Annotated in this window: 1 protein-coding gene; it reads left to right on the top strand. The window is 38.6% G+C overall.

What is annotated here, in order from left to right:
- A partial coding sequence (locus ACT3T6_RS17720) for a hypothetical protein (protein ID WP_444615283.1) occupies positions 1 to 335 on the top strand: 335 nt, incomplete at its 5' end.
- Positions 336 to 594 lie beyond the last annotated feature (259 nt).

The raw sequence follows: 594 nt of genomic DNA, 5'->3' as shown, positions 1-594 counted from the left end.
CGCCTATTGCAGGTCTTGGCGTTAGTAATATTCAAGAAGGTTTCTCTGAAAATGGGAGAGGTTTTGCACGCGAAGCAGCCGTCAAGCAGTTGGGCGAACAATGGGGAAATCTAGCCATAGATGGGGCGAATTTAGGTACTTCTATTGGCGGGCTTCTAAGGCCGATACAGAAACCTGGAACTTTTCAGCTATTTCGAAGATTACCTGAAGACTTCATTCCAGCTTATCAAAGCGCAACTACAACGGGTCTAACTATTGAAGCTGGCTCTGCGGGCATGGGCATTTTTAGTGGAATTAATAATTATATGGAAAGTAACAAGGAGTACCAGAGATGATAGACGTTATATTGTCAATTATATCTTTCATGGTTTTTTTGATAGCTAAATTGCTAAAAGAAAATGCAAGGAGACTAGGTAAAAATATAACTTTGCTATCCTACTCAGCGATGTTTTTTTCATATTTCTAATTGGAGGAGCGGTAGATGGCGAGCTGTTATTTGAAAAAACAACTTATTCAGTAATTTTGATTTATATAATGGTAATTATTTGTGCAGTATATGTCTGGAAGACTGTCAGCAATCTTCAGGATTCATAG

The sequence above is a fragment of the Halomonas sp. 72 genome (assembly GCF_052379785.1).
Lineage (GTDB): Bacteria > Pseudomonadota > Gammaproteobacteria > Pseudomonadales > Halomonadaceae > Vreelandella > Vreelandella citrativorans.
The sequence above is the reverse complement of the archived record's forward strand: the minus strand, read 5'-3'. Positions and strand labels throughout refer to the sequence as shown.